This is a genomic window from Saccharopolyspora antiqui, from assembly GCF_052246905.1.
In the GTDB taxonomy this organism is placed as follows: Bacteria; Actinomycetota; Actinomycetes; order Mycobacteriales; family Pseudonocardiaceae; genus Saccharopolyspora.
Genome location: NZ_JBQQBO010000003.1, coordinates 74,345 through 98,058 on the forward strand (window position 1 = coordinate 74,345; position 23,714 = coordinate 98,058).

The 23,714-nt window shown below is 69.2% G+C and carries 26 protein-coding genes; 20 read left to right on the forward strand and 6 right to left on the reverse strand.

Annotated features, from left to right (window positions below):
• Positions 1–63: 63 nt before the first annotated feature.
• The 3 genes from ACTWQN_RS07355 to ACTWQN_RS07365 all read left to right on the forward strand — a co-directional run bounded on the left by ACTWQN_RS07355 (position 64) and on the right by ACTWQN_RS07365 (position 2,977).
• Complete coding sequence (locus tag ACTWQN_RS07355) at positions 64–1,692, forward strand: ABC-F family ATP-binding cassette domain-containing protein (RefSeq protein ID WP_443202577.1); 1,629 nt, start codon at positions 64–66, stop codon at positions 1,690–1,692.
• A 188-nt stretch (positions 1,693–1,880) separates the two neighbouring features.
• Positions 1,881–2,090, forward strand: coding sequence for a helix-turn-helix domain-containing protein (locus ACTWQN_RS07360; RefSeq protein WP_010310662.1), 210 nt, complete (start codon positions 1,881–1,883; stop codon positions 2,088–2,090).
• Between the two features lie 77 nt (positions 2,091–2,167).
• Positions 2,168–2,977, forward strand: coding sequence for an enoyl-CoA hydratase/isomerase family protein (locus tag ACTWQN_RS07365; protein ID WP_443202578.1), 810 nt, complete (start codon positions 2,168–2,170; stop codon positions 2,975–2,977).
• 1 nt (position 2,978) lies between these two features.
• On the opposite strand, the gene ACTWQN_RS07370 is transcribed toward ACTWQN_RS07365, so the two are convergent.
• A complete protein-coding gene (locus tag ACTWQN_RS07370; RefSeq protein WP_443202579.1) occupies positions 2,979–3,713 on the reverse strand; it encodes a sugar isomerase domain-containing protein in 735 nt (244 codons plus the stop codon).
• A 184-nt stretch (positions 3,714–3,897) separates the two neighbouring features.
• Here ACTWQN_RS07370 and ACTWQN_RS07375 point away from each other — a divergent pair, with 184 nt between their 5' ends.
• The 6 genes from ACTWQN_RS07375 (at position 3,898) to ACTWQN_RS07400 (ending at position 10,836) form a co-directional block, all read left to right on the forward strand.
• Positions 3,898–4,524: a TetR/AcrR family transcriptional regulator gene (locus ACTWQN_RS07375; protein WP_443202580.1), complete on the forward strand. Its 627-nt coding sequence runs from the start codon at positions 3,898–3,900 to the stop codon at positions 4,522–4,524.
• A 113-nt stretch (positions 4,525–4,637) separates the two neighbouring features.
• The gene (locus ACTWQN_RS07380) at positions 4,638–5,354 is read left to right on the forward strand and encodes an Imm1 family immunity protein (RefSeq protein WP_443202581.1); all 717 of its coding nucleotides are present in this window, start codon (positions 4,638–4,640) and stop codon (positions 5,352–5,354) included.
• A gap of 174 nt (positions 5,355–5,528) precedes the next feature.
• The gene (locus ACTWQN_RS07385) at positions 5,529–7,322 is read left to right on the forward strand and encodes an ABC transporter substrate-binding protein (RefSeq protein WP_443202582.1); all 1,794 of its coding nucleotides are present in this window, start codon (positions 5,529–5,531) and stop codon (positions 7,320–7,322) included.
• Between the two features lie 3 nt (positions 7,323–7,325).
• Entirely contained in the window at positions 7,326–8,363 is a 1,038-nt protein-coding gene (locus ACTWQN_RS07390) for an ABC transporter permease (RefSeq protein ID WP_443202583.1), read from the forward strand.
• On the forward strand, positions 8,360–9,256 hold the full coding sequence (locus tag ACTWQN_RS07395) for an ABC transporter permease (RefSeq protein WP_443202584.1): 897 nt from the start codon (positions 8,360–8,362) through the stop codon (positions 9,254–9,256). Before ACTWQN_RS07390 ends, ACTWQN_RS07395 begins: the two co-directional genes overlap by 4 nt.
• Positions 9,253–10,836, forward strand: coding sequence for a dipeptide ABC transporter ATP-binding protein (locus ACTWQN_RS07400; protein WP_443202585.1), 1,584 nt, complete (start codon positions 9,253–9,255; stop codon positions 10,834–10,836). The genes ACTWQN_RS07395 and ACTWQN_RS07400 overlap by 4 nt, the downstream gene beginning before the upstream one ends.
• 14 nt (positions 10,837–10,850) lie before the next feature.
• On the opposite strand, the gene ACTWQN_RS07405 is transcribed toward ACTWQN_RS07400, so the two are convergent.
• From ACTWQN_RS07405 to ACTWQN_RS07415, 3 genes are all read right to left on the reverse strand, one after another.
• On the reverse strand, positions 10,851–11,000 hold the full coding sequence (locus ACTWQN_RS07405; protein ID WP_443202586.1) for a hypothetical protein: 150 nt from the start codon (positions 10,998–11,000) through the stop codon (positions 10,851–10,853).
• 10 nt (positions 11,001–11,010) lie between these two features.
• Positions 11,011–11,640, reverse strand: a complete 630-nt coding sequence (locus tag ACTWQN_RS07410; protein ID WP_443202587.1) for a nucleoside/nucleotide kinase family protein — start codon at positions 11,638–11,640, stop codon at positions 11,011–11,013.
• Between the two features lie 111 nt (positions 11,641–11,751).
• Positions 11,752–12,684, reverse strand: a complete 933-nt coding sequence (locus ACTWQN_RS07415; RefSeq protein ID WP_443202588.1) for a S66 peptidase family protein — start codon at positions 12,682–12,684, stop codon at positions 11,752–11,754.
• A 231-nt stretch (positions 12,685–12,915) separates the two neighbouring features.
• Here ACTWQN_RS07415 and ACTWQN_RS07420 point away from each other — a divergent pair, with 231 nt between their 5' ends.
• Genes ACTWQN_RS07420 through ACTWQN_RS07430 form a run of 3 tightly spaced genes read left to right on the forward strand, consistent with a single transcriptional unit; the run spans position 12,916 to position 15,270 of the window.
• Positions 12,916–13,482: a DUF3090 domain-containing protein gene (locus ACTWQN_RS07420; RefSeq protein WP_443202589.1), complete on the forward strand. Its 567-nt coding sequence runs from the start codon at positions 12,916–12,918 to the stop codon at positions 13,480–13,482.
• A 5-nt stretch (positions 13,483–13,487) separates the two neighbouring features.
• Entirely contained in the window at positions 13,488–14,282 is a 795-nt protein-coding gene (locus ACTWQN_RS07425; RefSeq protein WP_443202590.1) for an SCO1664 family protein, read from the forward strand.
• A 43-nt stretch (positions 14,283–14,325) separates the two neighbouring features.
• Entirely contained in the window at positions 14,326–15,270 is a 945-nt protein-coding gene (locus ACTWQN_RS07430) for an MBL fold metallo-hydrolase (RefSeq protein WP_443202591.1), read from the forward strand.
• A 295-nt stretch (positions 15,271–15,565) separates the two neighbouring features.
• Here the strand turns inward: ACTWQN_RS07430 and ACTWQN_RS07435 are convergent, their stop codons facing one another.
• On the reverse strand, positions 15,566–16,804 hold the full coding sequence (locus ACTWQN_RS07435) for a serine hydrolase domain-containing protein (protein ID WP_443202592.1): 1,239 nt from the start codon (positions 16,802–16,804) through the stop codon (positions 15,566–15,568).
• Between the two features lie 116 nt (positions 16,805–16,920).
• Between ACTWQN_RS07435 and ACTWQN_RS07440 the strand changes: the two genes are divergently transcribed.
• The 8 genes from ACTWQN_RS07440 (at position 16,921) to ACTWQN_RS07475 (ending at position 23,538) form a co-directional block, all read left to right on the forward strand.
• Positions 16,921–18,321, forward strand: a complete 1,401-nt coding sequence (locus ACTWQN_RS07440) for an ATP-binding protein (protein ID WP_443202593.1) — start codon at positions 16,921–16,923, stop codon at positions 18,319–18,321.
• Positions 18,321–20,273: a vWA domain-containing protein gene (locus ACTWQN_RS07445; protein ID WP_443202594.1), complete on the forward strand. Its 1,953-nt coding sequence runs from the start codon at positions 18,321–18,323 to the stop codon at positions 20,271–20,273. The genes ACTWQN_RS07440 and ACTWQN_RS07445 overlap by 1 nt, the downstream gene beginning before the upstream one ends.
• 56 nt (positions 20,274–20,329) lie before the next feature.
• The gene (locus ACTWQN_RS07450; RefSeq protein WP_443202595.1) at positions 20,330–20,674 is read left to right on the forward strand and encodes a nitroreductase family protein; all 345 of its coding nucleotides are present in this window, start codon (positions 20,330–20,332) and stop codon (positions 20,672–20,674) included.
• A 273-nt stretch (positions 20,675–20,947) separates the two neighbouring features.
• Positions 20,948–21,460, forward strand: coding sequence for a YbaB/EbfC family nucleoid-associated protein (locus ACTWQN_RS07455; RefSeq protein ID WP_443202596.1), 513 nt, complete (start codon positions 20,948–20,950; stop codon positions 21,458–21,460).
• Between the two features lie 18 nt (positions 21,461–21,478).
• Entirely contained in the window at positions 21,479–21,784 is a 306-nt protein-coding gene (locus tag ACTWQN_RS07460; protein ID WP_443202597.1) for a YbaB/EbfC family nucleoid-associated protein, read from the forward strand.
• 47 nt (positions 21,785–21,831) lie between these two features.
• Positions 21,832–22,182 (forward strand): hypothetical protein, encoded by a 351-nt coding sequence (locus ACTWQN_RS07465; protein WP_443202598.1) that lies wholly within the window; start codon positions 21,832–21,834, stop codon positions 22,180–22,182.
• Positions 22,183–22,219: 37 nt separating this feature from the next.
• Positions 22,220–22,927, forward strand: coding sequence for a hypothetical protein (locus tag ACTWQN_RS07470; protein ID WP_443202599.1), 708 nt, complete (start codon positions 22,220–22,222; stop codon positions 22,925–22,927).
• A 47-nt stretch (positions 22,928–22,974) separates the two neighbouring features.
• Positions 22,975–23,538 carry a DUF3558 domain-containing protein gene (locus ACTWQN_RS07475; protein WP_443202853.1) on the forward strand — a complete coding sequence of 188 codons (564 nt, stop codon included), beginning with the start codon at positions 22,975–22,977 and terminating at the stop codon, positions 23,536–23,538.
• Positions 23,539–23,545: 7 nt separating this feature from the next.
• Here the strand turns inward: ACTWQN_RS07475 and ACTWQN_RS07480 are convergent, their stop codons facing one another.
• Positions 23,546–23,710 (reverse strand): hypothetical protein, encoded by a 165-nt coding sequence (locus ACTWQN_RS07480; protein ID WP_443202600.1) that lies wholly within the window; start codon positions 23,708–23,710, stop codon positions 23,546–23,548.
• Positions 23,711–23,714: the final 4 nt, after the last annotated feature.

The window sequence follows — 23,714 nt, forward strand, 5'->3', positions numbered from 1 at the left end:
ACTCGGTCCCGGCCGGTGGGCGCGTTCGTGGAACTGCTCGACCACTAGATCCCGGAGTTTCCCTTGATAGCTGCCACCGGCCTGGAACTGCGCGCCGGGTCCCGCATCCTGCTCTCCGGAGCGACGCTGCGCGTTCAGCCCGGCGACCGGGTCGGCCTGGTAGGCCGCAACGGCGCGGGCAAGACGACCACGCTGCGCGTGCTCGCTGGCGAAGGCCAGGCCTACGCCGGTGACGTGGTCCGCAGCGGTGAGCTCGGCTACCTGCCGCAGGACCCGCGCGAAGGCGACCTCACCGTGACCGCCAAGGACCGGGTGCTCTCCGCCCGCGGCCTGGACCAGCTGCTGCGCGACATGGAGAAGACCCAGACCGCGATGGCCGAGCTGGTCGACGACCGGGCGCGGGACAAGGCGATCGCCCGCTACGGTCGGCTGGAGGAGCGCTTCGCCGCCCGAGGTGGCTACGCCGCCGAGAGCGAGGCCGGGCGCATCTGCAGCAACCTCGGCCTGCCCGACCGGGTGCTGGGCCAGCAGTTGAGCACGCTTTCCGGTGGTCAGCGCCGCCGCGTCGAGCTGGCCCGGATCCTGTTCGCCGCCTCCGAGTCCGGGCCCGGCGGCCGGTCGGCCAGCACGCTGCTGCTCGACGAGCCGACCAACCACCTCGACGCCGACTCGATCAACTGGCTGCGGGATTTCCTCAAGGCCCACGACGGCGGCCTGGTGGTCATCAGCCACGACGTCGATCTGCTGGCCGCCGTGGTCAACAAGGTGTGGTTCCTGGACGCCGTCCGCGGCGAGGCCGACCTGTACAACATGGATTGGGGCCGCTACCAGGAAGCCCGCGCGGCCGACGAGAAGCGCCGCCGCCGCGAGCGCACCAACGCCGAGAAGAAGGCCTCGGCGCTGATGGCGCAGGCCGACAAGATGCGGGCCAAGGCCACCAAGGCGGTCGCCGCCCAGAACATGGCCCGCCGCGCGGAGAAACTGCTGGCCAGCGCGGAGGCCGAACAGGTGCGGGACAAGGTCGCCAAGATCCGCTTCCCGGATCCCGCCCCGTGCGGGCGCACCCCGCTGACCGCCGACGGGTTGTCGAAGTCCTACGGCTCGCTGGAGATCTTCAGCGGCGTGGACCTCGCCGTGGACCGCGGCTCGAAGGTCGTGGTGCTCGGCCTCAACGGTGCCGGCAAGACCACCCTGCTGCGGCTGCTCGGCGGTATGGAGAACGCCGACTCCGGGGCGGTCGTGCCTGGTCACGGGCTGCGCATCGGGTATTTCGCGCAGGAGCACGAGACCCTCGACCACGATGCGACGGTGTGGGAGAACGTGCGCAGCGCCGCCCCGGACACCGGTGAGCAGCAGCTGCGCACGCTGCTCGGCGCGTTCCTGTTCCAGGGCGAGCAGTTGCAGCAGCCCGCGGGCACTCTCTCCGGTGGTGAAAAAACCCGGCTCGCGCTGGCTGGCCTGGTCTCCAGCGCGGCGAACGTGCTGTTGCTGGACGAGCCGACCAACAACCTGGACCCGGCCAGCCGCGAGCAGGTGTTGGACGCGCTGCGCAACTTCGCCGGTGCGGTGGTGCTGGTCACGCACGATCCAGGTGCGGTGCAGGCGCTTGAGCCGGAGCGGGTCATCCTGCTGCCGGACGGCACCGAAGACCACTGGTCGGATGATTATCTGGACCTCGTCCAACTGGCCTAGCCGTGGTTGCGCTCGCGGTGCGCGCTACTACGGATGGATTAGTGCATTCCGGTGATCGCCGCGTGGTCATCTCGACCGTTGGCCGATCTTTTTTCCATGATCGCCTGGCGTTCCTGCCTTTCCTGTTCGATCATTGCGCTGACAGGGGTCGCGAGGCCCGACCTGCTCAGAGGGAAGGCGGGGACACCGTGGCTGAGCTGAAGAAAGGCGCGCGCATCACAGGTAGTGCGCGGGACAAGCTTGCCAGTGACCTGAGAAAGAAGTACGAGAAGGGGGCGAGCATCCGCGCTTTGGCGGAGGCAACTGGCCGATCCTACGGGTTCGTGCACCGCGTCCTGAGCGAATCAGGCGTTCAGCTGCGTGGCCGTGGGGGCGCGACGCGTTCGAAGAAGAAGTGAGCACGGCGGCCACCGGTCGCCTCCATTCGACATAACACGACTCCAGCGATCTGTTCAGATCTGCAATGGAGGTCCGCTTGGCGGAGTCGATAGTGGACGCCGACCTGTTGGATCGTGGCGGTGTGGGGCTCACGATCCACGGGCGGCGCGCCACGATCACCTTGAACCGCCCGGACAAGCTCAACGCGCAGACACCGCACACCTGGCAGGCGTTGCGGGAGATCGGACGACGTCTCGGCGCGGAGGTCCGGGTGGTGGTGGTGCGCGGCGCCGGTCGGTCGTTCTCGGCCGGGCTGGATCGTCGGCTGCTCGGATTCGCCGAGGTGGACGGGGCGCCTGGGCTGGGGGACCTCGCCCGGCGTCCGACCGAACAGGCCGATGCCGAGATCGCCGGGTTCCAGCAGGGCTTCAGTTGGTTGCGGGAACCCGATCGGGTGAGCATCGCGGCGGTGCAGGGGCATGCCGTCGGTGCTGGATTCCAACTCGCGCTGGCCTGTGATCTGCGCGTGCTGACCACCGATGCCCGGTTGCGGATGGCCGAGGCCTCGTGGGGTCTCGTGCCGGATCTTGGCGGTACGTTGCCACTGGTCAGGACTGTGGGATATGCGAAAGCGGTGGAGATCTGCCTGACCGGTCGGGAAATTCAGGCCGAGGAGGCGCTGCGGCTCGGTTTGGCGAACTCCGTCGTCGAGCCCGATCGGCTCGACGCGGCGGTGGATCAGCTCGCCGAAGCGGTCTGCCAACCGCCGGTCGGCGCAGTCCGCGAGACGCTGGCGCTGCTGGTGCAGGCCGACGAGGCGGTCGATCCCGAGCAGCAGCTCGCGGCCGAACGGGCCGCGCAGCTGCGCCGCATCGTGGAACTGGCCGATCGGTTCGACTCGGAGTAGTTCAGTGCAGGCCCGGGACCCGTTCGCCGTAGTGCGCGAGGTTGGCCGCGTTGGCTTCGTCGCCGCCGATGGTGTTCGAGCTGCGCCAGACCGGCAGCTCGACGCCCGCGGCGGCTGCCAGGTTGTACATCTGCACCAGCAGCATGTTCCACAGGAACGCGTTGGCCAGCGAGGACAGCGGCGCGGTCACCGGGGCTGCCGGTGGGTAGCTGGCGTCGCCGCCGGGCACCTTGGTGTCCAGCACGATTTCGGCTTGCTCGGCCAGCGTTGTGCCCGCGCGCTTGGGGGCTTCGGCGCTCGCGGCGGGCGAGGTGATCGCGACGACCGCTGATCCGGCCGCGCGCGCCAGTTTGGCCAGCTCCACCGGATACGGGTTCACCCCGGAGTTGGAGAACACCACGAGCGCATCCGCGCCACCCCGGAATCCGGCTGCGGTGAGCACCTCTTCGGCCAGGCCGCTGCGGCGTTCGGTCTTGGTGCTGGCCACCGCGCCGTGCAGCGGCAGCAGGTCGGGGTGGTACAGCGGCCGGACCGCGGCCAGGCCGCCGGCCCGGTAGAAGGACTCCATCACGCCCGCCAGCGAGTGGCCCGCGCCGGCGGTGAAGACCAGGCCGTCCGCCCGCACGGCGGCGAACAGCCGATCGGCGGCGGTGCGCAGGTTGGCGGCGTTGTGCGCGCCGATCCTTCGCAGGTGCTCCAGCGTTTGCTCGGCGTGGACCGGCCCGTTGTCCGACATTTTGCGCTCCTGTGGCGAGGTGATCGGTGAACATGAGGTCTATACCAATCTGCCGGATATCGGTCAAGACGCCGAGCGCCCCTGTCCACCACTGCTGTGGTGCGCGAGCTACGCTGTTGATCAGCAACCGAGATCGAACCGTCCAGACCCGAATCGTCCCAAGACCCCAATCGGCAGAGGATGCATGCCGCAACGAGGCAACCGCCGGGAACTGCTCGCCGACGCCGCCATCGAAGTGCTGGCGCGCGAAGGTGGGCGCGGGCTCACGCACCGCGCCATCGACCGCGAGGCCGAGGTTCCCGAGGGCACCACCAAGAACTACTACCCGACGCGCAGCGCGCTGTTCCTGGCCGTGGCCCGGTATCTCGCCGCCCAGCACATCGCCGCCCTGCACGGGCTGCGCAGCCAGATCCCCGCCGATGTCACCGGTGAGGACATCGCGGCGGTGTACGCGGCGATTTTGCGGCGGATGGCCACCAACGCGCGGTCGCAGTTCCTGGCGCTGTTCGAACTGCACCTCGAAGCGGTGCGCAATCCCGACGTGCGGGCGGCCCTCGGGGACATCACCGGGGCCAATGTGGACACTGCGGTCGAGCTGCACGCCGCAGTGGGCCGCCGGATGAGCCGCCGCGGCGCGGGACTGCTGGACGCGGGCATGCTCGGCGTGGCGCTGTCGATGCTCAGCCTGCCCGACGATCTGGTCGAGGAGCTCGGCTTCGACGACGCCGACGGGTTGGCGCGGGCCTTATTGTCACTCGGCTCGATTCGCGACGAACCGGCGATCGGCGTGCTGCGGGACTTCGCCAGCTGACCGCCGATGGCGCTGCGGGACCGCAGGTTGACGCGCGGTAGCCTCTGGGGAATCGAGATCTGGGCAGGACGTCCTGGGGGTCGTCCCTGATCGAAGTGGGATGCGGGGAAGGCATGTCGAATCCAGCGCAAGACGAGCCAGGCCCGCTCGTCGAACCGCCCGCGGTCGTGTTCGCCCGCCTCGCCGACGTGCCGGTGGACGCCCTGGACAAGCTGATCGAGACCACGCACGCCGTCTACGACGACCTCAACAAGGTGCTCGGCCACCCGTACTGGGGCGATCTGGTGTTCCACCAGGGCGCGGCCATCAAAGCGCTGAAGGAGGCGCGGATCTGCCTGGAGGGTCTGCGCGCCGAGGCGATCGGGGCCCGAAACACCGAATTGGGCGTCACCGTCGTGACCGCGGTGGCCGACGCCGAGCGGCACTACGCGCAGACCGAGGACGACAAGGCCGCGCTGGTCGACCGGGTGCTGCGCCCGCAGCGGCCCGGCGCCAGCCACCTCTACGTCTGGGACCGGCCGCACGAAGATCCCGAAGCCGCCGGGCCCTACCAGCAGATCCGGATCGTCACCGACGTGGAATCCGAGGTCGGGGTCCTGAACTTCACCGAGGAGTCCGAGGACGGCGAACTGCAGTCCTGGCACACCCGCAACCCGGCGCCGTCGGCGGACGCACCGGCGCTGCCGTTCGACGCGGGCAGCACGCTGAAGTTCCCGCGTGACGCCGTCCTGCCGTTCCGCGAACTGCGGGCGGCACTGGACGAATTCACCCGAACCGGTCAGAGACCGGAGGCGGTGCGCTGGCAGCCCGCGCGCTGGGGGGATCTGTAGCAGCTCGCCCGCGGATGCCCTGGATGACGCGGGGCGGGACCGGGCGGCACGCCGATCGGGTAACGGTTGAGTACCTGTGCGTGACGCGGGTCGGCGACAACCGCTGGTGAACTATTGACGAACAGCGCCCGAAGGTGGTTCCTTCTTCTCACCCATTGTTAAGGAGGGTTCAACGTGCGCAGACGACTCGCCGTGCTCTGGGCTGTCTTGCTGGTCGGTTTATTGGCGCCGATGCCAGCGTTGGCGCAGGAGGACGGCGCGCGCCCAGCCGGGGCGACGCTGCGGATCGGGCTGCAGCAGCAGGTCGACTCGCTGAACCCGTTCCTGGGCTACACGTTGGCCTCCACCGACATCTTCCGGATCATCTACCCGACGCTGACCACCTACAGCCCCGACGACTTCTCGGTGATGCCGGAGTTGGCCGACACCTGGGAGTCCGCACCGGACAAGCTCACCTGGACCTTCCGCATCCGGCCCGGCGTCAAGTGGTCCGACGGGCAGCCGGTGACCGCCCGCGACGCGGCCTACACCTACAACCGGATGATGACCGAACCGGCCGCGAGCACCGCCAACGGCAACTTCGTGGAGAACTTCGAAACCGTCACCGCGCCGGACGACGCCACCCTGGTGATCCGCACCAAGACGCCGCAGGCGACGATGCTGGCCATCGACGCGCCGATCGTGCCCGAGCACATCTGGTCGAAGGTCCCCGACGTCGCGACCTTCGCCAACGACCAGATGCCGGTGGTCGGCAGCGGACCGTTCACGCTCACCGGCTACCGCGCGGAGCAGGACGTCACGCTGACCGCCAACCCGGACTTCTGGCGCGGCGCACCGAAGACCGCCGGACTGCAGTTCATCCAGTTCAAGAACAGCGACGCGGCGGTGCAGGCGCTGCGCAAGGGCGACGTGGACGTGGTCCAGAAGCTCACCCCAGCGCAGTACGAAGCGCTCGCCGACCAGCCCGACATCACGCAGGTCAAGGGCCAGGGACGGCGGTTCTACGAACTGATCCTCAACCCCGGCGCGACCAACGTCGAGAACACCCCGATCGGCACCGGGCACCCCGCGCTGAGGGACGTGCGGGTGCGCCAGGCCATCGACCGGGCGATCGACCGGCAGGTCCTGGTGGACCGGGTGCTCGGCGGCTACGGGCAAGTGGGCGGCGGGTACCTGCCGCCGATCTTCGCCGATTTCCACTGGACCCCGCCGCAACCGCGCACCTTCGACCTTGCGGCGGCCAACCGGATGCTCGACGAGGCGGGCTACGCCCGCGGCGCGGACGGCATCCGCCGGACCCCGCAGGGCGAGCCGCTGAACTTCGACTTCGTGCTGCACGGCGACGAGTCCTACGACACGCAGGTCGGTGAGTACGTCAAGCGCTGGCTGGCCGATCTGGGCATCAACGTCGAACTGCAACCGGTGTCGGACAACCAGCTCAACGACCGCACCACCGCCGGTGACTTCGACATGGTCATCAGCGGCTGGTCGGCCAACCCCGACCCGGACTACGTGCTGCGACTGCAGACCTGCGGGGCCCGCCCGGACCCCGACGGCGGCGGCACCAACGACTCGTTCCTGTGCGACCAGCAGTTCGACGGCCTCTACAACCAGCAGCTCGCCGAATTCGACGCGGCCAAGCGGACGGATCTGGTCAAGCAGGCGCAGGCCCGGTTCTACGACCAGGCGGCCGGGCTGATCCTGTACTACCAGAACTCGCTGGAGGCCTACCGGTCCGACCGCTACACCGGATTCACGCTGCAACCCAGGGGCGAAGGCGTGATCACGGGCCAGCAGGGCTACTGGGGCTACTACGGAGCCCAGCCCACCGAGGCCGCGATGAGCGGTTCGTCGGGCACCGACTACACCGGTGTCGCCTGGGTGCTCGGCGGGGTCGTGGTGCTGATCGGCGTCGTGGTGGCGCTGGTGGTGGTCCGTCGCAGGGCGACCGCCGATACCCGGGAGTGAGCCGTGTCCGATCTACTGGTCACCGTTGCCGAACCGGCCGCACCATCCGGCGGTGGTCGCCGGATGGCGCGGTACCTGGGCGGCAAGATCGGCGGCGGCCTGGTGAGCCTGTTCCTGGTGGCGGTGCTGGGTTTCTTCCTGTTCCGCGTGATGCCCGGCGACCCGGTGCGCACCATGACCCGCGGCGCACCGGTCACCGACCAGCAGCTCGCCGTGCTGCGGGAGCGGTTCGGCCTGGACCAGCCGCTGTGGAAGCAGTTCGTGGACTTCCTGGGCAATCTGCTGCGCGGTGACCTCGGCACGTCCTACACCTACAGCCGACCGGTGGGCGAGCTCATCCTCGAACGCATCGGCCCGACCGTGCTGCTGGTGGGCACCGCGACCATCATCGCCGTGCTGCTGGGGTTGTGGATGGGGGCCCGCGCCGCGTGGCGGCACGGCGGTGCCTTCGACAAGACGTCGACCTCGATCGCCCTGACGCTGTGGTCGGTGCCGACCTTCTGGCTCGGTTTGATCGTGCTGATGGCCTTCGGCGTCGGGGTCGGCCCGATCCCGGGTCTGTTCCCGGTCGGCGGGATCTCCTCGCCGGACACCCCGCCGGAGCTGCTGCCGCAGATCCTCGACGTCGCCCACCACCTGGTGCTGCCCGCGCTGACCATGGTGGCGGTGATCTACGCCGAATACCTGATGGTGATGCGCTCATCGCTGCTGGAGGAGATGGGCGAGGACTACCTGACCACCGCCCGCGCGAAGGGCCTGCGCGAGGACCTGGTGCGGCGCAAGCACGCGGTGCCCAACGCGCTGCTGCCCACCGTCACGCTGATCTTCCTGCGGCTGGGGCTGGTGGTGGGGGGTGCGATCACGGTGGAGACGGTGTTCTCCTGGCCCGGGCTGGGGCTGCTGACCTTCGAAGCGTTGCGGGTGCCGGATCTGCCACTGCTGCAAGGCATTTTCATCGTGCTCGCGGGGAGCGTGGTGGTGATGAACGTGCTGGCCGATGTGCTCTACCGGGTGCTCGATCCGAGGGTGCGGGAATCATGACCGCCACCGCAGCCCAGATCATCTGGGCCCGCCGCAAGGCCAGGGTGGGCGAGGCGTGGCGGGTCTTCCGCGCGGACCGGGCCGGGGTGGTGGGCCTGGTGCTGCTGGCCGTGATCGTCGCGCTGGCGCTGTTCGCGCCGCTGCTCAGCGACTCCAGCGGCCTGGACGTCACGCGGGCGACCGGTGAGCCGCTGCAGGCGCCCAGCGGCGAATTCTGGCTCGGCACCGACGAATCCGGTCGTTCGGTGCTGCTGCTTACCTGGTGGGGCGCGCGGGTGTCGCTGGTCGTCGGGCTGTCCGCGGCGGTGCTCTCGGTGCTGATCGGCACCGTGGTCGGCGTGCTCGCGGCGCACTTCGGCGGCTGGACGTCCCGAATCCTGTTGCGCTTCACCGATTTCTTCCTGGTGCTGCCGTCGCTGGTGCTGGCCATCGCGCTGTCCACGGTGCTCGCCCGCGGGCTGTGGACGATCGTGCTGGCCATCGGGGTGACCGCCTGGCCGGCCACCGCGCGGATGGTGCGCGCCCAGACCCTGACCATCGAGGCCCGCCCGTACATCGAGCGGGCCCGGGCGCTGGGGGCCGGGCCCGGCCACGTCATCGGCCGCCACGTGCTGCCCGCCGTGCTGCCGCTGGTGTTCGCCAACACCACGCTTTCGGTGGCCAGCGCGATCATCGCCGAGTCGACGCTGTCGTTCCTCGGGCTGGGCGACCCGAGCCGGGTTTCGTGGGGCACGATGCTGAAATCCGCGATGGACACCGGCGCGGTCACCGGCGGTGCGTGGTGGTACCTGCTGCCGCCGGGCGTCGGGATCGTGGTGGTGGTGCTCAGCTTCACGTTGTGCGGGCGGGCGCTGGAGACGGTGTTCAATCCGAGGCTTCGGGGGCGACGGTGAGTCCGATTCTGCAACTGCGCGACGTGTCGGTGACCTACCGGGGCGTCGAGGAAGCCGCGGTGCAGGGCGTGAGCCTGAGCCTCGGCGAAGGCGAAACCCTCGGTCTGGCCGGGGAATCCGGCTGCGGCAAGACGACGCTGGCGATGTCGGTGCTGCGGCTGCTGCCCAGCTCGGCGCGCATCAGCGGCGAGATCCTGCTGGACGGCGAGGACGTGCGGGAGATGTCGTTCGGGCAGCTGCGCGCGGCCCGTTGGGCGGACGCGTCGGTGGTGTTCCAGGGCGCCATGCACGCGTTGAACCCGGTGCGCACCATCGGCGATCAGATCGCCGAGCCGATCAAGCTGCACGGCCTGGCCGACGGCGACCCGCGGGCACGGGTAGCGGAACTGCTCGCCCAGGTGGAGTTGCCCGCCGAACGGGCCGATGCCTACCCGCACGAGCTCTCCGGCGGGCAGAAGCAGCGGGTCATGATCGCGATGGCGCTGGCCTGCGACCCGCGGCTGGTGATCGCCGACGAGCCGACCACGGCGCTGGACGTGGTGGTGCAGGCCCAGATCCTGGAGCTGCTGGGACGGTTGGTCACCGAGCGCGGCATCGCGCTGATGATGATCAGCCACGACCTGTCGGTGCTGTCCGCCAGCTGCGCCCGGCTGGCGGTGATGTACCAGGGCCGCGTGGTCGAGCACGGCCCGGCGCGGCAGGTGATGGCCGAGCCGCAGCACGCCCACAGCCAGGCGCTGGCCAGCGCTTTCCCGACGGTCGGCGATGCGCGGTTCCGGCTCACCGAGGGCGCCCCGAGCGGTGCGGCGCTGCTGTCCGCCGAGGACGTCAAGGTCGACTTCACCAGCCGTTCCGGGCAAAGAGTGCAGGCCGTGCGCGGGGTGGACCTGGAGGTCGACGAGAACGAGATCGTCGCGCTGGTCGGCCAGTCCGGCTCCGGCAAGACGACCCTGGCCCGCACCCTGCTTGGACTGCAGAGGCCGACCGGCGGCGCGGTGCGCTTCGACGGCGTGCCGCTGCCGACCAGCAGCGCGGGCCTCCGCTCCTACCGCAAGCAGGTGCAGTTGGTGTTGCAGGACCCGACCGGCGCGCTCAACCCGCGGCACACGGTTTACGAAGCGGTCGCCGAAGGTCTGCGCATCCACGGCAGCACCGACGACGAGCGGGGCCGGGTCGCCGCGGCGCTGGAAGCGGCCGAGCTGCGGCCCGCGGAGAAGTTCTTCGGCCGCCTGCCGCAGGAGCTCTCCGGCGGTCAGCGGCAGCGCGTGGTGATCGCCGGTGCGCTGGTGCTCCAGCCGCGCGTGCTGGTCGCCGACGAGCCGGTGGCGTCGCTGGATGCCACGGTGCGCGGCGAGATCCTGGCGCTGCTGCTGCGGCTGCGCGTCGAGCACGGCCTGTCGACCCTGGTGATCACCCACGACCTCGGCCTGGCCTGGAACATCGCCGACCGGGTGGCCGTGATGTACCAGGGCGAACTGGTCGAAGTCGGTACGGTGGAACAGGTTCTGCTCGACCCCCAGCACGGCTACACCAAAACCCTGCTGGCCGCAGTCCCATCCGTAACCCGCCGCGCGGCGTAGCGGTCAGACGAGCATCATCGGGCAACTCCCATGAAGCGCTGTATGGCCAGCATTTCCGCCTCGATGTCCGGATCATCGTTCTCGGCCCGTTCCAACAGGAACTCGTCGTACGTGCGCAGGAGCGCGTAACGGACTGCTTCGGAGCGGCTGTGCGCAGCCACCACGTGTGACGGCTCAGTGCAGGCTGTCGACGATGGCGGGGTGGCCCGGGCGGTCGACGCGGACCACGAAGTCCGCGATCTGCTCCGGGCCGACTTCCTCGGTGTAGCGGCGGAAAGCGGGCAGCGTCCACCGGTCGGGCTCGGCGGTCCGCCGTTCGAGTGCTGCCCCGGGCAGCCACAGGTGCACCGCGAAGTCGAACGGCAGGCCCGTGCCGAGCAGCAGCGGTCCGTCCACAATGGCCACGCCGAGCACCGGCAGGGTGATGCGCGGTAGGCGGGGCGATCGATCCGCCCCGGCGTCCCAGAGCGCGGGTAGCACCTGGCCGTTTCCGCTGTCGGACAACGGGTCCAGCACTTCGCGGGCCAGCCCCTTGAGGTCGAACCAGCTCTCGTAGAACGAGTCCGGGTCGTGGTGCCCGTGCTCCAGCCGCAGCGATGCCGGGCGCAGGTAGTCGGTGGTTCGCACCCGGACCACCTCGCGACCGAGGGTCCGCAGCGGTTCGACCAGGCTGGCGGCGAAGCCGTCGGTGTCAGCGGCGGGCGCACCGTCGACCGCCACCCGCACCCAGCGGCGGGGGAGCGCGTCGATGCGCTCGACCACCTCCGACGCCAGCAGATCGGGGGTGATGGGTCGGACCCGCATGCCACACCTCTCGCCGAACGCGTACGCGGCCGACGCTACCAACCGCACCGCTGGGGCTGGCACTGCGCCGATTTCGCGCGAAATCGCCCGGGCGATCCGACGGTGCGGGGCCTAGAGCAGTGCGGGTTGGAGGATGGAGAGGCGCTGCGCGTCGGTGTCGAGTTCGGCGGCCACTCCGAGCGGGATGGTGCGCTGGGCCGTGCAGTGCCCGAAGCCGAGCTCCCACATGATGGGCACGCCCAGGCTGCCCAGCAGATCGGACATCACCGCGTGCACGTCCTCCAGCGGCCCGCAGTCGGTCCAGGAGCCGAGCGCGATCCCGGCGGCGTGGTCGAACCAGCCCGCGCGCAGCAGCTGGGTGACGAAGCGGTCCAGCCGGTACGGGTCCTCCGTGACGTCTTCGAGCATGGCGATGCCCCGCTCCGGCGGGGTCGGCGCATCCGATGCGCCGAGCGAGCCCGCGACGATGCTCAGGTTGCCGCCGTAGGTGATGCCCCGCGCGCGCCCGCGCACCAGCGCGCCCGCGCTGGAGCGGGTCAGGATGGTGACCGATTCGGGCTGGAACAGGGTGCGGCGCAGGTGCTCGCGCGCCGCCTCGTCCGCCACGAACGCCTTCGTGGCCAGCATCGGGGCGAACAGCGTGACCAGGCCGAGCTGGGTGGCGAAGGCGTCGTGCAGCGCGGTGATGTCGCTGGAACCGGCGAAGATCTTCGGCCCGGCCGCGGCCATCTCGGTCCAGTCCAGGTGGTCGAGGATGCGCATGCTGCCGTAGCCGCCGCGCACGCAGAAAACCGCGGCCACATCCGGATCGCACCACGCGTCCTGCAGGTCGGCGGCGCGGTCGGCGTCGGTGCCCGCCAAGTAGTCCAAGCGCGGATGGCGGTCCCGGACGTGTTTGCCGACCCGCGCGTGCAGCCCCCAGGAGCGCAGTTGCTCCAGCCCGGCGTCGAGCAGGTCTTCGGGCACCGGCCCGGCGGGGGCGACCAGCGCCACGGTGTCCCCGCTGTGCAGCCGGTGCGGGCGACGTAGTTCGCGCATGCTCATGGCGTGCTCCATCCCGCGATCTTGACCACCGCCGGTGAGGGTATCCGCAGTCGGCGCAACGCGCTGGAGTTCGCCATCGGCGAACACCGACGAAACCGGTGGTCGGGCGCCTGTTCAGCGAGTAAACCGGCGTGTGACCCGGTGGAAACCGGGCCGGTTCGAAACGGTGATGAACAAAACGGGGGCCAGCCGCGCAGCCCCGCTGCGCGGTGGCCTAGTGTCGGAGGTGCCATGGCTCGTGTCATTCACGTCTTCCGTCAACCCGACCGATTCGTCGCCGGAACGGTCGGGGAACCCGGTGACCGCACCTTCTACCTGCAGGCGTCCGAAGATGTCCGCACGGTGAGCGTGCAGTTGGAGAAGCAGCAGGTGTCGGTGCTGGCCGAACGCATCGGCGCGCTGCTGGAGGAAGTGCAGCGCCGGTTCAACACCGAACTGCCCGGTCAGGCTCCGGACAACCTCGTCGACACCGACCCGCTGGCGGTGCCGGTCGACGAGGAGTTCCGGGTCGGCACCATGGGTCTGGGCTGGGATGCCGAAACCGAGGCGGTGGTCGTCGAACTGCTCGCGGTCACCGACGAGGAGATCGACGAGTCGGTGGTGCTCGACGACACCGAGGAAGGCCCGGACGCGCTGCGGGTGTTCCTCAGCCCCGCACACGCGCGGGCGTTCGCCGAGCGCGCCGAACGCGTCATCAACGCGGGCCGCAAGCCCTGCCCGCTGTGCTCCGAACCGCTGGATCCCACCGGGCACATCTGCCCGCGCCAGAACGGCTATCGCCGTTCGGAAGAGGCCTGACCGGCGTGCACGCCGCTGATCCCGCGGTCCGCGAGCTGCTCCAGCACGGCCGGTTGGACGTGCAGGGACGGCTGGTGGAGGCATCCAACGCGACGCTGTTCTGCGGGATCGAGGTCAACGGCGCATCCGCCGAGTGCGTCTACAAGCCGGTGCGCGGCGAACGTCCGCTGTGGGACTTCCCGGACGGCACGCTCGCCGGGCGCGAGGTCGGCTCCTACCTGCTGTCCGAGGCCACCGGCTGGGCGCTGATCCCGCCGACGCTGCTGCGCGACGGCCCGTTCGGGCCGGGCATGGTGCAGCTGTGGGTGGACGTCGAGGAGGACTCGCAGCTGGTCGACATCGTCGCCCCGGACGAGGTGCCCGACGGGTGGCTGTCGGTGCTGCGCGCCCAGGACCACCACGGCGACCCGGTCGTGCTGGCGCACGCCGACCACCAGCAGCTGCAGCGGCTCGCGGTGCTCGACATCGTGATCAACAACGCCGACCGCAAGGGCGGGCACATCCTGCACGCTCCGGACGGCCGGGTGCTGGGTGTCGATCACGGGGTGAGCCTGAACACCGACGACAAGCTGCGCACCGTGCTGTGGGGTTGGGTCGGGCGGCGGTTATCGGACGAGGCCATCGACCGGCTCGGCGAGTTGCGGGCCCTCATGGAAGGCGATCTCGCCGTCGCGCTGGCCGAACACATCACGCCGAAGGAAATCCAGGCGATCAACACGCGCATCGAACGGTTGCTGGAGACCGCGGCGTTCCCCGCGCCGTCCGGCGACTGGCCAGCCATCCCCTGGCCCGCGTTCTGATCCGCGGGTGCGGGTGGGTGGTTTTGCGAGGCAGTCTGGTCGGGTGCGAATCCAGTACCAGCAGCCGATGATCCAGCCCTCGTACGCGGACCGGCTGCACGCGCCGTTGCCCAGCTTCCGGGACGTGATGCGGCTGATGTGGACCGGCGGTTTCCGGGGTCGAGTGGAGGACGCCGACCGGATCCCGGTGCTGCGCCGCGGACTGGTCCCCGTCACACCGCAGGACACCGCGATCACCTGGGTGGGTCACGCTACCTACCTGGTGCGCATCGCCGGTGCCGCGGTGCTGACCGATCCGGTGTGGTCGGCGCGGATCCCCGGTGTGCCGCGACGGCTGACCCCGCCGGGCGTGGCCTTCAGCGAACTGCCGCCGATCGACGCGGTCGTGATCAGCCACAACCACTACGACCACCTGGACGCACCCACCGTGCTGCGGCTGCCGCGCGCGACTCCGGTGCTGGTGCCCGCCGGGTTGGGCCGCTGGTTTCGGCGCCGTGGTTTCACCGCGGTCGTCGAGCTGGACTGGTGGCAGTCGGCGCAGGTGGCGGGGTTGACGTTCGACTTCGCGCCCGCGCGGCACTGGAGCCGCCGAGGACCGCGCGACACCTGCCGGAGCCTGTGGGGCAGCTGGGTGATCAGCGGCCCGAACCACCGCGTCTACCACGCCGGGGACAGCGGCTACGGCCCGCACTTCGCCGAGATCGCGCGGCGCTACGCGAACATCGACGTGGCGATGGTGCCGATCGGGGCGTACGACCCGCGGTGGTTCATGAAGCCGGTGCACATGGATCCGGAGGAGGCCGTGCAGGCGGTGGCGGACCTGGGTGCCGAGCACGCCGCGACCATGCACTGGGGAACGTTCGTGCTGACCCGCGAACCGGTCACCGAGCCGCTGAACCGGGTGCGCAAGGCATGGCGCGAAGCCGGTCGCGACCCGGAGCGGCTGTGGGACCTGGCGATCGGCGAATCCCGAGTTCTGGAGTCGTGAGTGCCGACGGACACCCCGAGGTTTGGTGGAGTGCCAGTCTTGCCGGAAACTGAAGCCCGATTCCACGTCGTCGGGGTGGTCAGCTTCAGCGTTTGTCTTTGTTCTTTTTTGAAGCGGCGCAGCCGCTTAGCCCACCCACGGCGCTTGCGTCGCCGCGGGTTCTCAGAAGTCTTCTCGGGAGGACAGCCACGACGTGGTGTATTGGCACACATGATGTCGGGGATCCCGGACCGAGAAGGCTTCTGAGGTTCCGCTACTCGCACCGCCACGCAAAACGAGTCCGAAGACAGGCTCTTCAGTCCACCAGGGACTGGTAGACGAGCTGGTGGAGCTGGGGGCGGATCGGGTTGGCGCTCGACGGGATCAGCTGGGTCAGGAACAGCACCGTCAGGTCCTCGGCCGGATCCACCCAGAACGCCGTGCTGGCCAGGCCGCCCCAGGAGAACTCGCCCGCCGAGCTGAGCACCTTCGCCGCCACCGGGTCGTCGATCACCGCGAAGCCCAGCCCGAAGCCCTTGCCCGCGTTGGCGACCTCCGAGAAGGCCCCGAGCGCCAGCTTCTCCAGGTCCGCGCCACCCGGCAGGTGGTTGCGGGTCATGTACCGCAGGGTGCGGTTGCCGAGCAGGCGAGTTCCGTCGAGTTCGCCGCCGCGCAGCAGCATCTGGCTGAACCGGTGGTAGTCGTGCGCCGAGGAGAACAGCCCGCCACCGCCGGAGAGCGCCTTGGGCAGCTCGAACGCCGCCGCGCGCATCTGCGCCTGCCGCGGGTGCTGCCGGGCCTTGCCCTGCGGATCGGCCGCGTAGAGGGTGGCCAGCCGGTCGGCGTTGGCGCGGTCGACGGAGAAGCCGGTGTCGGTCATGCCCAGCGGCTCGAAGATCCGGGTGCGGAAGAACTCGTCCAACGTCTGCCCGGACGCCACCTCGACGATCCGGCCCAGCACGTCGGTGGCCACCGAGTAGTTCCAGGCCTGGCCGGGGTCGAACAGCAGCGGCATGCTGGCCCACTCGTCGCAGCAGCCCGCCAGGTCCAGGTCGTCGGCCATGCCGTACTCGAAACCGGCGCGGCGGTAGAGCTCGTCCACCGGGTTCAGGTAGTGGAAGGCGTAGGTGAGCCCGGAGGTGTGCGTCAGCAGGTGCCAGATGCGCATCGGCTCGGTGGCCGGGCGGGTTAGCGGCGCGTTGGCGGTGCCGCCGCTGTAGACCCGGAGGTCGGCGAACGACGGGATGAAGTCGCTGACCGGATCGGTGAGCTCGAAGGCACCTTCCTCGTGCAGCATCATGATCGCCACCGAGGTGATCGGCTTGCTCATCGAGTAGATCCGGAACAGCGTGTCCGGCTGCACCGGTGCGTTGCTGGCGACGTCCCGCATGCCGTGCGTCGAGAGGTGCGCGATCTTGCCGTGCCGGGCGACCAGCACCAGCCAGCCGGGCAGTTTGCCGGTTTCCACGTATTGCGCGAAGTGTCGGTCGATTCGTCCCAAACGTTCCGCGTCGAAGCCGACTTCGCCGGGGTCCACCTCGATTTTCAATCCCACTAGGTCCTCCTGCGCGTGCCAACACGGGTTACGTCGTTTCTACTCCTACGTACCGGCATGCGAAATCCTTTCTGCTATGGCGGCGCGTGTCGGTTCCGGGCGGTAGCGTCGAAGGGGTGACGATCCCGACTCCACCTCAAGGGCTGCCTCGCACCGCGGGGGAGCTGCGGTCCAGCGGCCACGCGCCGCGCAGCGTGAAGGCCGAGCTGCGCGCCAACCTGCTGACCGCGCTGCGCTCCGGCCGGGCGCTGTGGCCCGGCATCGTCGGCTTCGACCAAACCGTGCTGCCGCAGCTGGAGCGCGCCCTGATCGCCGGGCACGACCTCGTGCTGCTCGGCGAACGCGGGCAGGGCAAGACGCGACTGCTGCGCAGCCTCACCGAGCTGCTGGACGAGTGGACCCCGGTGATCGAGGGCTCCGAGCTGGGCGAACATCCGCTGCAGCCGATCACTCCGGCGTCCCGGCGGCGGGCCGCGGAGTTCGGCGACGACCTGCCGGTGGACTGGCGGCACCGCAGTGAACGCTACGCGGAGAAGCTGGCCACTCCGGACACCTCGGTCGGTGACCTGGTCGGCGACGTGGATCCGGTGAAGGTCGCCGAAGGCCGCTCGCTGGGCGACCCGGAGACCATCCACTTCGGACTCGTGCCGCGCGCGCACCGCGGCATCGTCAACATCAACGAGCTGCCCGACCTGGCGGAGCGCATCCAGGTGGCGCTGCTGAACGTGATGGAGGAGCGCGACATCCAGATCCGCGGCTACAGCCTGCGGCTGCCGTTGGACGTGCTGCTGGTCGCCACCGCCAACCCCGAGGACTACACCAACCGGGGCCGGATCATCACGCCGCTGAAGGACCGCTTCGGCGCCGAGATCCGCACCCACTACCCGCTGGACGTCGACGAAGAGGTGTCGCTGGTGCGCCAGGAGGCGGACCTGCCAGCGGAGGTCGGCGATCACCTGCTGGAGGTGCTGGCCCGGTTCGTCGGCCACCTGCGCGAGTCCACGGCGGTCGACCAGCGCTCCGGGGTGTCGGCCCGGTTCGCCATCGCGGCCGCCGAAACCGTCTCGGCCGCCGCGCTGCACCGCGCCGCGGTGACCGGTGAACACCCGGCGGTGGCCCGGCCGATCGACCTGGCGGCGGTGCCCGCGGTGCTGCGCGGCAAGATCGAGTTCGAGGCGGGGGAGGAGGGTCGCGAGGACGAGCTGCTCGGCTACCTGCTGCGGCGTTCGGTCGCCGACACCGCGCGTGGCCTGTTCGCCGGGCTGGACCTGCAATCGCTGGCCCAGGCCGTTGCCGACGGCCACCCGGTGGCCACCGGGGAGCGCGTGTCCGGACGCGATGTGCTCACCGCGCTGCCGGAACTGCCGGTGCTGCACCAGGTCGCCGAGCGGGCCGGGGTGCGGGCCGGTGATCCGCCGGGCCGGATCGCCAGCGCTGTGGAGCTCGCGCTGGAGTCGCTGTACCTGGCGAAGCGGCTGGGCAAGGACGCTGAGGACGATCGGTCGGTGTACAGCTGATGAGCCGCCGGTTCCGGTACAACGCGTGGCACGGCGGGGCGGATCCCCTCGAACCGCCGGTGGATCTGCGCGCGGCGCTGGACCAGATCGGCCGCGACGTCATGGAAGGCGGATCACCGCGCGCCGCGCTGGAGGAGCTGCTGCGCACCGGCACCCGCGACACCTCCGGTCTGGACGAGCTCACCCGGCGGCTGTGGCAGCGGCGCAGCGAACTGCAGCGTCGGCACCGGCTGGACGGCACGATCTCCGAGGTCCGGCGGCTGCTGGACCGCGCGCTGGAGCAGGAGCGGCTGGCGTTGGCGGCCGACACCAGCGAGGACGCGCGGTTCCGCGAGCTGCAACTGGACGCGCTGCCGCCGGATGTCGCGGGCCAGGTGTCGGAACTGGCCAACTACGACTGGCGTTCGTCGGATGCGCGGGAGACCTTCGAGGAAATCCGGCAGATGCTGGGCACCGAGTTCCTCGAACAGCGCTTCCAGGGCATGAAGCAGGCCATGCGGCAGGTCACGCCCGAGGACGTCGAGCGGGTGCGGCAGATGCTCGACGACCTGTCGATGCTGCTGGCCGCGCACGCCCGCGGCGACGCCGATATCCAGCAGAAGTTCGAGCAGTTCATGGCCCAGCACGGCGAGTTCTTCCCGGAGAACCCGCGCAACGTCGACGAGCTGATCGACGCCCTGGCGGCCCGCTCGGCTGCTGGGCAGCGGTTGCTGAACTCGATGAGCGAGCAGCAGCGAGCCGAGCTGATGTCGTTGTCGCAGCAGGCTTTCGGCGATCCGCGCATCGGGCAGGCGTTGCAGCGGCTCGACCAGCAGTTGCAGGGGTTGCGGCCCGGCGAGGACTGGACGGGGCGGGCGCGGTTCCGCGGCGACCAGCCGATGGGGCTGGCCGAGGCGACGGCGGCGATGGCCGAGCTCGGCGAGCTGGAACGGCTGGCGGAGCAGCTCGGGCAGTCGTATCCCGGCGCGAGCCTGGACGACATCGACCTGGAGGCGTTGGAGCGGCAGCTCGGCCCGCAGGCCGTTGTCGATGCGCAGCGGTTGTCGGAGATCGAGAAGCAGTTGCGGCAGCAGGGTTTGTTGCAGCGGGCCCCGGATGGCAGCCTGCGGCTGAGTCCGCGGGCGATGCGTCGGCTCGGTGAGAACGCGCTGCGCTCGGTGATCTCCCAGCTGCGGTCGCGGCGCGGTGAGCGCGACACCGACCGCGCTGGCGCGGCGGGCGAGCTGACCGGCACGACGCGGCCGTGGAGCTACGGCGACGCGGAGCCGTGGGACGCGGTGCGCACGGTGCGCAACGCGGTGCTGCGGCGGGCGGCGGAGGGGCCCGATTCGGCGCGGCTGGACATCTCGGACCTCGAAGTGGCCGAGACCGAGCAGCGCTCCCGCGCGGCGGTGGTGCTGTGCGTGGACACGTCGTGGTCGATGGTGCAGGACGGGCGTTGGGTGCCGATGAAGCGCACCGCGCTCGCGCTGCACCACCTGGTGGCGACCCGGTTCCGCTCGGATGCGTTGCAGCTGGTGACCTTCGGACGCTATGCGTCCACTGTGGACGTCGGTGAGCTGGCGGCGATGGAAGGGGTTTGGGAGCAGGGCACCAACCTGCACCACGCCCTGCTGCTGGCCGGTCGCCACCTGCGCCGCCACCCCGACGCGCAGCCGGTCGTGCTGGTGGTCACCGACGGCGAACCCACCGCCCACCTGGAACCCGATGGTGAGGCGGTGTTCCAGTACCCGCCGAGTCAGCACACCCTCGCCGTCACGCTGTCCGAAGTGGACGCATTGCAGCGCCTGGGCACCACCCTGAGCGTGTTCATGCTCGGCGAAGACCCGAGCCTGGCGGCGTTCGTGGACATCATCGCCCGCCGCGGCGGCGGGCGGGTCCTGGCGCCGACCTCGGACGGCCTGGGCGCGGCGGTCGTCGGCGACTACCTCCGCACCAAACGCCGCCGCTAACCCCCCCGGATGGGTGGTGAGTGAAGGGCACCTTTGACCGACTATGCCGGTCAAAGGTGCCCTTCACCTGGAAAATTCGCTCGTTCGGGGTGGATGAAGCGGGCCTCGGCGTTGCGGGGGAAGGGTTCGGCGGCGGGTGCGTCGCCCAGCGCATCATGCTTGCCGCACACCTGCTTGGGCTCGGCTCCTGCCCGGTGACGTTTTTCTGGGCGGAGAACGCTGAACGCGTAACCGCCATCGTCGGCTACCCGCACCCGTGGCAGGTCCGCACAGTCATCGCGCTGGGCTACCCTGCCCGCACGCCCACCGGGCTACCGGCAATCCCAACTGGCCGCCACCCCCTCAATGCCCTCTGGACGTTCTGGCGGCGCTCCAGTCCGAGGGCTGCGCCATTCGGGTGAGATCGGCTGTACGGCACGTTCTGCTTCGTCCAAATTCCTTCTGGAGCAAGGACGCTCGGATACGGTGAGCCGCTGCAGATCATGTTGACACGAGTCGGGGGAGTACGTGTCCTGGGCCTGGCGCAGATGCCGCACAGCGTCGTGCAGCTAAACACTCATGGTTCGCGCATCCGTGAATTCCCCGACTTTCGAGACATGCCCAACGACGATCTGAGCCGCTCATCGGCGTGCGTGCGGAAGCGGTGCAGCTCGTCCGAGGCGAGAAAGGCAGGTATGGACGGCACGGATGTTGACCAGTTCCTCCCCGAACCCCCTGACCTCTCCGGGGTGCGCGACAGGCTGAACGAACTGGACGTGGAGCTCGGCAACCAGCGCTATTCGGCACGGTCTCGCAATGGGGCCGCAGAGGCCACAGTGGACGGACACGGCGGATTGCTCGACATCAGGATCGACGATCGAGCATTGCGGGGTGGGCACCCGGAGCTGGTGGGACAGGCCATCGTCGAGGCTGTCGCCGCAAGTCGTGCGCGTGCATCCGAAGCCTCGCGTCCCCAGGTCCACGCCGCGTTGGCGTCGGATCAGCCGCAAGCCGCCCCGAATCCCGCGTCCCCGCCTTCCGCCCCCGCGCTCCACGGCACCCCCGAGGTGTCCCGCCCGCACAGCGGTCCGCCGGTCAACAACCGGGTGCCGAGCGACGACGGGACCAGCATCTGGCGCGGGAAGGCTTCGCGCCGCCGCGATCCCGACGACATCGAGAACGAGGAACCGCTCTTCGGCGGCCTGTAGAACGAGGGAGGGCGACTGATGAACATCTACGATCAGCTGCACGCGTTGGCCAAGGAGATCGACGCGAATGTCGCACAGGTGCAGAAGGTTGCGGGTGATACCGCGCGGCAGCAGACCCGACTGCCCATTCCGGGTGGATTGGGTTCGGTTACCGTGACCGGTGGCGGACAGCTGGTTTCGGTCGATCTCGACCGACGTGGCCTCGGGGCGACGAATGGAGCGGCCCTCGGTAGACAAGTTGTCCAGGCAATTCGGGAAGCCGAATCGCGTGCGATGGACGCCAAGAAACAGCGGATCGACGCCGTGCAGCGGCGCTACGACTGACGTATTACGCGGACGAATCCAGGAAGAATCCTACCAGGAGCCAAAAGTTGGGTGAGCAGTACAGAGTTGTCCCGGAAGCTCTTCGGCGAGCACAGCAGTCGTTCGAACACACGGCGGAGAGGTGGAACGACTTCGCGATCAACACGTTGCCCGGCTGGAAGATGAGCCCGGGTGACTTGGGTCTGATCGGGCGCATGTCGGGAATCGTCGACGAGTACAACTCCGCAGTGGATGAGATCACCAGGCGGGTCCAGGCAGGCCAGCAGACGTTGGAGCAGGCCGCCGGTTCCTTGCACGACGTCGCCTTGGACTACGAGGCGCAAGACGAGGAGTACTACGCCAAGTTCGGCTGGATCAAGCGCGATTTGGACGAGGTCGCGCCGCCGCCCGGGAACTGACCCGAAGCCCGCGAACGATTTGTGAGGAAGCTCTTCGATGAACGCACCGGCAGCGGATCTCGCGAAGGCCCCTTACCCGATGGGGGCGGACCAGCAGATCCGGCAAGCAGCAGCACTTCTCCCGTGGGATCTGGGCGTGATCAGGACCCTCGACATGATCAGGACACAACTCTTTGGTGACGCCGAGAAAGCACAGCGGTTCGCACAAGAGTGGGCGCAGTGCGCAGTCATGGCCGATTCGCGCGAAGAGATCCAGAACGCCAAGAACAACTTGGCCGGACTCTGGGAGGGGGCGGCCTTCCAGCAGTTCGACCAGTACTCCGGAAGCGTCGTAGTCGCGCTCAACACCAACCACGCCGCCGTGACCGCAATCGGCAGAACGGTCGGCGAATTCGTGCAGATCGTCTACGACAACTACGCCGCCGCGATCAAGTTCATGGGTGATTGCGCGGCAGACCTCGCTGGGCTCATGGGCTACGGTGGCCTCGCGGTACTCACCGTTTACGTGCCTGGTGTCGACCTGGTTACCCTCGGGGTCTTCCTGACGAAGCTCGTGGACACGCTTTCGGCGTTCGTGAAGAACGTGAACAACCTGATCGTCGACGCCGTATCGAAGGTCGGCACTTACAAGACCAGTGCGACTTCGCTGCTCGCGTCCGCGAACAGCTTCCAGGTACCCAGCATCCCCGGCGGGGAGGTCGGCCACACGTCCAGTTGGGTTCCCGCGAACAGGAATGCCAACTGACGTCCTGCATGGCCGGGGTGGCGATATCGGTGAGAGGACCGGCGTTGATGCGGTGGACGTTTTTCTTTGTCATGGCGGGCGCACTGCTGCTCTCAAGCTGTTCCAGCGGGGCGACGAACGACGGTTCGCCGTCCGTGCGCGAACCGCTGGACATGACCAAATTCCAAGCAGTTCCCTGCGGTCTCCTGCTGGATGAGCAAATACGTGCGGCTGGCCTGAATGATCCACAGGTGATTACGCCGGAGTCGGAGTGCGATCGGTACGACCCGGTGAGCCAGCGCAGTGTCACCCTCGGGATCTCCAACCCAACCAATGGGCTGTCCGCTGAGACGATCGCCGAAATGCACGAGAACCGGAAGAACGTCCCGCAGAGCTACGCGTACTTCGTTCCGTCCTCAGTAGACGGATACCCGGCTATTTTCGCTTCTTCGATCGATCGGCGCGGCGGCGGCGAATGCGAAATCACCGTTGGGGTGGCCGATGATGCCTCGTTCAGCGTCGAGTTCTCGGTCAACGGCGCAGCAAGCGGTGGCGGACAAGTGGACGCCTGCCCGGAAGCGCAACGAATCGCCGGAATGGTGGTCCGCAACCTCAAGACCGGTCGGATCTAACAAACCTTCACCGGGGTGGCCATTGCTCGCGCGGCGGCCAGGGCTGGTTGGCCCTCCGCTCGTTCGCCCTTCTTCGGATCCAAAGGCCGCCCAGCACGGCTACCGTCATAATCAGCAGGAAACCCACGAACGACACGCCGAGCACCACGGCCAAGCCCACCCAGAAGGCCATATCC